The 8,558-nt window shown below is 73.1% G+C and carries 6 protein-coding genes and 1 pseudogene; 4 read left to right on the forward strand and 3 right to left on the reverse strand.

The features are described from left to right. The 3 genes and pseudogenes from ABZW03_RS32055 to gcvPA form a co-directional block, all read right to left on the reverse strand. A pseudogene (locus ABZW03_RS32055) lies at positions 1-274 on the reverse strand (ATP-NAD kinase); the annotation flags it as partial. Then, complete coding sequence (gcvPB, locus tag ABZW03_RS32060; protein WP_355266110.1) at positions 271-1,869, reverse strand: aminomethyl-transferring glycine dehydrogenase subunit GcvPB; 1,599 nt, start codon at positions 1,867-1,869, stop codon at positions 271-273. The pseudogene ABZW03_RS32055 and the gene gcvPB, both read right to left, overlap by 4 nt. Continuing rightward, entirely contained in the window at positions 1,866-3,224 is a 1,359-nt protein-coding gene (gcvPA, locus tag ABZW03_RS32065) for an aminomethyl-transferring glycine dehydrogenase subunit GcvPA (RefSeq protein ID WP_355266113.1), read from the reverse strand. Before gcvPA ends, gcvPB begins: the two co-directional genes overlap by 4 nt. 156 nt (positions 3,225-3,380) lie before the next feature. On the opposite strand from gcvPA, the gene ABZW03_RS32070 reads away from it, so the two are divergent. The 4 genes from ABZW03_RS32070 to ABZW03_RS32085 form a co-directional block, all read left to right on the forward strand. Next, a complete protein-coding gene (locus tag ABZW03_RS32070; protein WP_355266116.1) occupies positions 3,381-4,712 on the forward strand; it encodes a sugar ABC transporter substrate-binding protein in 1,332 nt (443 codons plus the stop codon). Positions 4,713-4,721: 9 nt separating this feature from the next. Next, positions 4,722-5,651 carry a sugar ABC transporter permease gene (locus ABZW03_RS32075; protein WP_355266119.1) on the forward strand — a complete coding sequence of 310 codons (930 nt, stop codon included), beginning with the start codon at positions 4,722-4,724 and terminating at the stop codon, positions 5,649-5,651. Continuing rightward, positions 5,648-6,514, forward strand: a complete 867-nt coding sequence (locus ABZW03_RS32080; protein WP_355266121.1) for a carbohydrate ABC transporter permease — start codon at positions 5,648-5,650, stop codon at positions 6,512-6,514. Before ABZW03_RS32075 ends, ABZW03_RS32080 begins: the two co-directional genes overlap by 4 nt. An 89-nt stretch (positions 6,515-6,603) precedes the next feature. Then, a partial coding sequence (locus ABZW03_RS32085) for a beta-galactosidase (protein WP_355266124.1) occupies positions 6,604-8,558 on the forward strand: 1,955 nt, incomplete at its 3' end.

The following is an 8,558-nucleotide window of genomic DNA, read 5'->3' on the forward strand; positions in this document are numbered from 1 at the left end:
CGGTGGTCGCCGCCCCGGCGGCCCGGTGCACGACCCGCGCGGGCCGTCCGGCCGCCTGTGCGGAGGCGGCGCCCAGCGCGCCGTCGGCGGTGATCAGCTCGACCTCCGAGGGGAGTTGACGGAGCGTCAGGGTGGCCCGGTCGACGGCCTGCGGACGGGCCCCGAGCGCCAGCGCCCGCCGCTGGACCTCGGCGCCGTCGCTGCCCTTGAGGCCGACCCGGCCGCCGAGCCCGGCGACGGGGTTGACCACGAGCCCGATGGCGGGTGCCGTCACGGCTGCTCGCCGAGGACCTTGCGGCGGTAGGCCCGCCAGCTGACCGCCCAGCGGGCCGGGTCGTCCAGCGGCTCGTGCCGGATCCGGTGCACGGTGGAGTTGTGCGGCGCGGTGCGGACGGTCTCCGGCTCCTCGTAGGCCTCGCGGGCGACCTCGGCCAGGATCTCCGCGTACTCGTCCAGGTCGGCCCGGGAGTAGGACTCGGTGGGCTCCAGCGTCATCGGCTCGGGGACGACGTACGGGTGGTGGCTGGTCCAGTAGTGGGTGCCGAAGTCCGCGGCGCGGTAGCCGAGGTCCTCGCTGTGCAGGCCGGTGTCCTCGGTGAGCCGCTGCCAGCTGTAGCGGACCTGCTCGACCCGGGGGCGGCCCTCGGCGTACGGGACGGAGACGCCGCGGATCCGCCGCACCTGGTGCAGCAGGTAGTTGTTGTTGAGCACGGCGGTCTCGGCCACCTCGCGCAGCCCCTCGGCGCCCAGTGCCGTGATCCAGGCGTAGGCGCGCACCAGGTTCGGCACGACGCCCAGATAGGGGCGGATCTTGCCGACGGAGTCGGGCCGGTCGTCGTCCAGCACGTACCGCTCGCCGTCGAACTCGACGGTGGGGCGCGGCAGGTAGGGCGCCAGCTCGGCGGTGACCCCGCAGGCGCCGGCCGCCGGGCCGCCGCAGGCGTGCGGGGTGGAGAAGGTCTTGTGCAGGTTGAAGTGGCACAGGTCGAAGCCGGCCTCGCGGGCCCGGGTGATGCCGAGGATGCCGTTGGCGTTGGCCTGGTCGTAGGCGCACAGGCCGCCGGCCTCGTGGACGATCCGGACGAACTCGGCGATCCGGGGGTTGTAGATGCCGGTGTCCTCGGGGTTGGTGATGAGCAGCGCGGCGGTGCGCGGGCCGACGGCGGCCCGCAGCGCCTCGATGTCGGGGTACCCGTCGGCGTCCGGGTGCAGGGTGATCACCCGGTAGCCGGCGGTTTTGGCGCAGGCGGCGTTGGAGGGGTGGGAGAAGGCGGTGGTGACGACCTCGTCGCGCTGCTCCGCCTCGCCGCGGGCGGCGTGGTAGGCGCGGATGACGGAGACGTTGGTCCAGATCGCCGCCGAGCCCGCGCCGGGCTGGAGGCTGACCCGGTCCATGCCGGAGATCTCCTTGAGCAACTGCTCAAGCCGGTGGACGAGTTCGAGCAGGCCCTGGACGGTGGAGGGGTCCTGCGCCGGGTGCAGGGCGGCGATCCGCGGGTCGCGGACGAAGGCGTCGTTGACCTTGGGGCTGTACTTCATGGTGCAGGTGCCCTGGCCGACGTCCACGTTGAGGTCGGCGCCGAGGTTCTCCTGGGAGAGCCGCAGGTAGTGCCGGAGCACCTGCTGCTGGCCGAGTTCGGGCAGGGCGGGCGGTGCGCTGCGGCGCAGGGCGGCGGGCAGCCGCTCGGCCGGGTCGCCGACGGCGGCGGTGACGGCGGGCTCGGGCAGCGGGGGCAGCACCCCGCGCTCGCCGGGGGTGCCCAGCTCGAAGACCAGCTTCTCGTCCCAGCGGGCCTGGTGGAAGCGGCGCAGGGCGGGTTTGGGGGCGATCCGTGGATCCACCGGGGCAGAGGTCTGACGGTTCGTCACTTCACGGTCTCCTCAAGGGCGTCGGCGAGGCGGTCGATGTCGGCCCGGGTGTGCAGCTCGGTCACGCAGTACCGGCCCTCCTGCGGCCCGGCCGGGGTGCCGCCGTGCAGGCCGAGGGCGAGCAGCGCCTCGGCGATCTCGGCGGCGCCGCGCTCGCCGGTGTAGCGGACGGTGAAGTCGGCGAAGTGCACGGCCTCGGGGTCGGCGAGCGCCACGCCGGGGACGCGGGCCAGGCGCTGCCGGGCGTAGGCGGTGTTGGCGAGGACCGTCGCGCCGATCTCGCGCATGCCGTGCGGGCCCATCAGCGCGAGGTAGACCCCGGCGGCGATGCCGTGCAGGGCGGCGGCGGTGCCGACCCACTCCTTGCCCTCCTCGCGCAGCGCGAAGGAGGTGCGCTCGTACGCGACGTCGCCGAAGCCGTACTCGCCGGGGACGTCGGTGGGGACGAGGCCGAACAGCCGGCTCGGGTACTCGGCGACCAGCCGCTCGTCGTCCGGGCTGCCGATGAAGCCCGCGTTGCCGCCGCCGAAGCTCGGGTGGATGCCGAGCGGCTGGAGGTCGCCGCAGGTGAGGTCGGCGCCGAGCTCGGCCGGCGGGGTGAGCACGCCGAGGCTGAGCGGGTTGACGTGGACCACCGCCAGGGCCCCGGCCCGGTGGGCGAGTTCGACGTACTGCGGCAGCTCCGGATCCACCCGGCCGTCGTGGTCGGTCAGTTGGGCGTAGACGGCGGCCGCGTCGCCCTCGGCCAGCGCGGCCTCGACGGCGGCGGGCTCGGCCGGGACGGGCACCAGCTCGTGGACGCCGCGGACGTAGTCGCGGATCCGGGAGAGCCGGTCCGGGTCGATCGCGCCGACCAGCACCAGCCGGCGCCGCCCGGTGGCCCGTCCGGCCATCCGCAGCGCGGTCGCGGCGGCCTGGAACCCGTCGTACGTCGGCACGTTGACGACGTCGACGGCCAGCAGCTCGGCCATCAGCGACTGGTACTCCCACAGCGCCTGGAAGCGGCCGTGGTCCTCGTACGGCTCGCCCGCGTAGGCGGTGAGGAACTCGCTGCGGTTGACGATCTCGTCCACCACGGCGGGCACGTGGTGGCGGTAGCAGCCGGCGCCGAGGAAGCTGCGGCCCGGTGGCACGGCGGTGTTGCGGGAGAGCAGCTCCTCCAGGTGCGCGACCAGCCGGGCCTCGGAGTCCAGCGGCGCGGGCAGCCGCAGCGGGCGGTCCAGCCGGAGGGCGGCGGGGATGTCGGCGTAGAACTCCTCGACGTCCTGGGCGCCGATCGCCGCCAGCATCGCCTTCCTCACCTGCGGGGCGGAGTTGGGGATGTACGGGTGGGTTCGGGGGACGCGTGTGCTCATCCTGGCACCTTCCGCGATTTCCGTCACAAGCCTTGACGGCCTTGTGAATGCTGAGTTCTGTATACAGCATTCGGCATTCACCAGTCGGGAGGCAAGATGTCCGCAGAAACCCGGCCCGAAAAACATCCCCAACTCGCCCGTGACCAGGGCGGATTGGTGCCTGGCCCGACCCGCCGCCGGGTGCTCTCCGCCGGACTCGCGGGCGGCGCACTGCTGTTGACCGGCGCCAACGGCTGCGCGACCGGCGGGGCCGGCGCCACCGGCGCCAAGCAGCTCACCGGCAGCCCGGGCGCCGCTCTCACCGGCAAGGTCGTCATCTGGTCCTGGGACGTCGCCGCCAAGGCCATGCAGCGGCTCGGCAAGGCCTTCGAACAGGCCCACCCCGGCACCACCGTCGAGGTGGTGGACATCGGCTACGACAACGCCTACGACAAGATCACCGTCGGGCTCGGCGCCGGCAGCGGACTGCCCGACGTCCTCACCGTCGAGGGCCACAAACTGCCCACCTACACCGGCAACTTCCCGAACGCCCTGGTCGACCTCACCAGCCGCGCCGAGGGCCTCAGGTCCCAGTACACCGAGGCCTCCTGGCGCACCGTGACGGACGCCGGCGGCCGGGTCCGCGCCCTGCCCTGGGACAGCGGCCCGTGCGCCCTGTTCTACCGGCGCGACCTGTTCCAGCAGGCCGGCATCGACCCGGCGGGCCTCGCCACCTGGGACGACTACGTCACCGCCGGCACCGCCCTCAAGGCCGCCACCGGCCGCAAGCTGCTCATCCTGGACGCCAAGCAGGACAGCCTGTTCGCCATGCTGCTCCAGCAGCAGGGCCAGCGCTGGTTCGTCGACGGCAAGGTGGCCGTCGCCACCCCCGCCGCCGAACGCGCGCTCACCCTGCTGAAGCAGCTCGTCGACCGCGACCTGGTGGACTTCGAGAACGGCTGGGACGGACTGGTCTCCGGCACCCACGACGGCAAGGCCGCCACCACCCCCACCGCCGCCTGGTGGGACGGCACCCTCACCGCCGACCTGGCCGACCTCAGCGGAAAGGTCGGCGTCGTCCCGCTGCCCGCCTTCACCCCCGGCGGGCCCCGCACCTCCAACTCCGGCGGCTCCACCCTGTGCGTCACCGCGCAGAGCCGGAACCCGGAGACGGCCTGGGGGTTCCTCTCCTTCCTGCTCGCCGACAAGGCCAACCAGGCCTCGATGATGCGGCAGGAGGGCCTGTTCCCCGCCTACCTCCCCGCCCTGGACGACCCGTACTTCCAGCAGCCCGCCCCCTACTACGGCGGCCAGCCCGCCATGCAGCTGTTCGCCGGGCTCACCCGCTCCGTCCCCACCGTCGAGCTCACCGCCGACGACTCCAAGGCCGGCGACATCGTCACCACCGCCGTCAACCAGGTGCTGCACAACGGCGCCGACCCGGCCACCGTGCTGCGCTCCGCCGCCCGCCAGATCGCCACCGCGACCGGCCGACAGACGCTCGGGTAGGGAGCGCCGATGACCAGCCCTCCGGTGTCCCTGCGCGAACGGGCGGCCGCCGTCCAGGCCGCCCCCACCCGCCGACGACGCTCCCCACGCACCGCGGCCTGGCTGTTCGCCGGGCCCGCCACCGCCCTCTTCGTCGCCTTCTTCGCCTACCCGCTCGGCGCCAGCCTCTACCAGAGCTTCACCGCCCGCCGCGACGGCGCCGACGTCTGGGTCGGCCTGGACCAGTACCGGCGGCTGCTGCACGACCCGGCCTTCCTGCACTCCCTGGTCAACACCGGCCTGATCCTCGCCGTCCAGGTGCCCGTGATGATCGGCCTCGCCCTGGTGCTGGCCGTCCTGCTCAACCAGTCCTGGCTGCGGTTCCGGGCCGGCTGGCGGGCGGTGTTCTTCCTGCCCGCGATCACCACCCTGGTCGCCTACGCCGTGGTCTTCCAGGTCCTGCTGCGCACCGACGGCGGCCTGGCCAACCAGTTCCTCCAGGCTCTCGGCCTCGACCCGGTCGACTGGCTCAACTCGCCCACCTGGGCCAGGATCTCGCTGATCGGCTCGGTCACCTGGCGCTGGACCGGCTACAACGCGGTGATCCTGCTGGCCGGACTGCACGCCATCGGCCGCGACCAGTACGAGGCCGCCGCCCTCGACGGCGCCGGCCCCGTGCGCACCTACACCGGCGTGATCCTGCCGCAGCTGCGCCCGGTGGTGCTGTTCTGCGTCATCACCTCCACCATCGGCACCCTCCAACTCTTCGACGAGAACTACGTGCTGACCCGCGGCGGCCCCGGCGACGCGACGCTCACCCCGGTCGTCTACCTCTACAAGGTCGGCTTCCAGCAGCTCGACTTCGGCTACGCGGCCGCCATCGCCTGGGTGGTCGTGCTGATCATCGCGGCGGTCTCGCTGCTCCAGTTCCGGCTCTACGGAAGGGAACGCCGCCGATGAGCAGCACCACCACCGCGCCGGGTCGGCGCGGCCGCACCCCGCTGCCCGCCCGGCTCGGCCGGGCCGCCGCCCTGGCCGTCCTCGCCCTCGGCGCCGTGCTCAGCCTGGTGCCCTTCGCCTGGATGCTGATCGCCAGCACCCACAGCAGCTCCGAACTGTTCCACTCCCCACCGCCGTTCCTGCCCGGCGGCGACCTGCTGCGCAACCTGGTGCACCTCCAGGACACCATCGGCTTCGGCCGGGTGCTGCTCAACAGCCTCGGGATCGCCGTCGTCTACACCGCGCTCAGCGCGCTGCTGTCCGCGATGTGCGGCTACGGGCTGGCCAAGTACCGCTTCCGCGGCCGCGGACTGCTGCTCGGCCTGGTGCTGGCGACCATGATGATCCCCCTGCAGGTGCTGCTGGTCCCGCTGTTCCAGATGATGGCCAGCCTCGGCTGGATCGACAGCTACCAGGCCGTGATCGTGCCGTTCCTGGCCAACTCCTTCGGCATCCTGCTGATGCGCCAGGGCTTCCTGGACTTCCCCGACGAGCTGCTGGAGTCGGCCCGGATCGACGGCTCCGGCGAGCTGCGCACCTTCTACCGGGTCGTCCTGCCGTGCGTGCGGCCGCAGTTGGGCGCACTGGTGATCTTCACCTTCATGGGCCAGTGGAACAGCTTCATCTGGCCGCTGCTGATGCTCAACACCGAGGACAGGTACACCGTGCCGGTCGCGCTCAACACGCTGACCGGGCTGACCCACGTCGACTACTCCGGCCTGATGCTCGGCTCCTTCCTCGCCACCCTCCCGCTGATGGTGCTCTTCCTGGTCTTCCAGCGGCAGTTCGTGGCCGGGCTGCTGGGCGGAGCCCTGAAGGGATGAGCCGGGGGAGGAGTGCCGAAGGGATTCGTGCGGAAGCGATGCGCGCCGAAGGGATTCGCGCGTCAGGGATTCGTGCCGAAGGGATGACCATGGACCGACTGACCCGCGTGCCCGGCCTGCTGTACGGCGGGGACTGGAACCCCGAGCAGTGGCCCGAACAGGTGTGGGCCGAGGACGTGAAGCTGATGGCGGAGGCCGGGGTCAACCTCGTCACCGTCGGCATCTTCTCCTGGGCGCGGCTCCAACCCGATGCCGAGCACTGGGACTTCGGCTGGCTGGACCGGCTGCTCGACCTGCTGCACCGGCACGGCATCGCCGCCGACCTGGCCACCGCCACCGCCTCGCCGCCCGCCTGGCTGGTCCGCGCCCACCCCGAGCTGCTGCCGGTCACCGCCGACGGCGTCCGGCTGGAGTTCGGCTCGCGCCAGCACTACTGCCCCTCCTCGCCCGCCTACCGGGAGGCCGCCGTCCGGCTCACCCGGAAGCTCGCCGAGCGCTACCGCCACCACCCGGCGCTCGCCCTGTGGCACGTCCACAACGAGTACGCCGACCACGTCGAGGAGTGCTTCTGCCCCGCCTCGGCCGCCGACTTCCGCCGCTGGCTGTGCGAACGGCACGGCAGCATCGAGGAGTTGAACCGTTCCTGGGGCACCGCCTTCTGGTCCCAGCACTACAACTCCTTCGACCAGATCGAGCCGCCGCGCACCGCGCCGGGCCCGGTCAACCCCACCCAGCTGCTGGACTGGCGCCGGTTCTGCTCGGACGCGCTGCTCGCCCTGCACCGGGCCGAGAAGGCCGTCCTGGACGAGGTCTCGCCCGGCGTCCCGGTCACCACCAACTTCATGTCGATGCTCAAGGCCCTCGACTACTGGGAGTGGAGCCGGCACGAGGACTTCGTCTCCGACGACGCCTACCCCGACCCGGCCGACCCGCGCGCCCACGTCAACGCGGCGATGAACTACGACCTGATGCGCTCGCTCAAGGGCGGCCGCCCCTGGCTGCTGATGGAACAGGCCCCCTCCGCGGTCAGCTGGCGCCCGGTCAACCTGCCCAAACGCCCCGGCCTCTACCGCCTCTGGTCCCTCCAGGCGCTGGCCCGCGGCGCCGACGGCGTGCTGCACTTCCAGTGGCGCGCCTCGGTGGCCGGAGCCGAGAAGTTCCACAGCGCGATGCTCCCGCACCGGGGCACCGCCTCGCGCGGCTGGCAGGAGACCGTCCGCCTCGGGGCCGAGCTGCGGCGCCTCGGCGAGATCGCCGGCAGCCGGCTGCGCGGGCGGGCCGCCGTCCTGCTCGACTGGGACAGCTGGTGGGCGCTGGAACAGGACGACCACCCCTCCGCCCGGATGCGCTGGCTCGACCTGCTCCGCCCCTGGTACGCGGCGCTGTACGAGCGCGGCGTCACCGTGGACTTTGTCCCGCCCACCGCCGAGGTCGACCGGTATCCGCTGGTGCTCGCCCCCAACCTCTACCTGCTCGACACCGCCACCGCCGACCGGCTCACCGGCTACGTGCGGGGCGGCGGACGGCTGGTCTGCGGCCCGTTCAGCGGCATCGCCGACCGGCACGACCACATCCACCCCGGCGGCCACCCCGGGCCGCTGCGCGAGGTGCTCGGGATCGTGGTGGACGAGCACTGGCCGATCCCGGACGGCGCCAGCACCGCCGTGCGGCTGAACGGCTTTGCGCCGAGCACCGACCTGCGCGCCGAACGCTGGAGCGAGTGGATCGAGACCGAGGCCGCCGAGACCGTCGCCCGCTACGGCTCCGGCGCGCTGGCCGGCCTCCCGGCCGTCACCCGCAACCGCGTGGGCGCCGGCAGCGCCTGGTACCTGAGCTGCCACCTCGGCGCGGACCTCGGCCCGGTGCTCGACCTGGCGCTCGCCGAGGCCGGGGTGGGCGCCGAACTGCCCGGCCTGCCGGAGGGCGTCGAGGCCACCCGCCGGCACGCCGCCGACGGCACCGGCTACCTCTTCCTGCTCAACCACGGCCCGGACGAGCGCCTCGTCCCGCTGGGGACGCCCGGCACCGACCTGCTCACCGGCAC

The sequence above is a fragment of the Kitasatospora sp. NPDC004799 genome (assembly GCF_040609095.1).
Taxonomy (GTDB): domain Bacteria; phylum Actinomycetota; class Actinomycetes; order Streptomycetales; family Streptomycetaceae; genus Kitasatospora.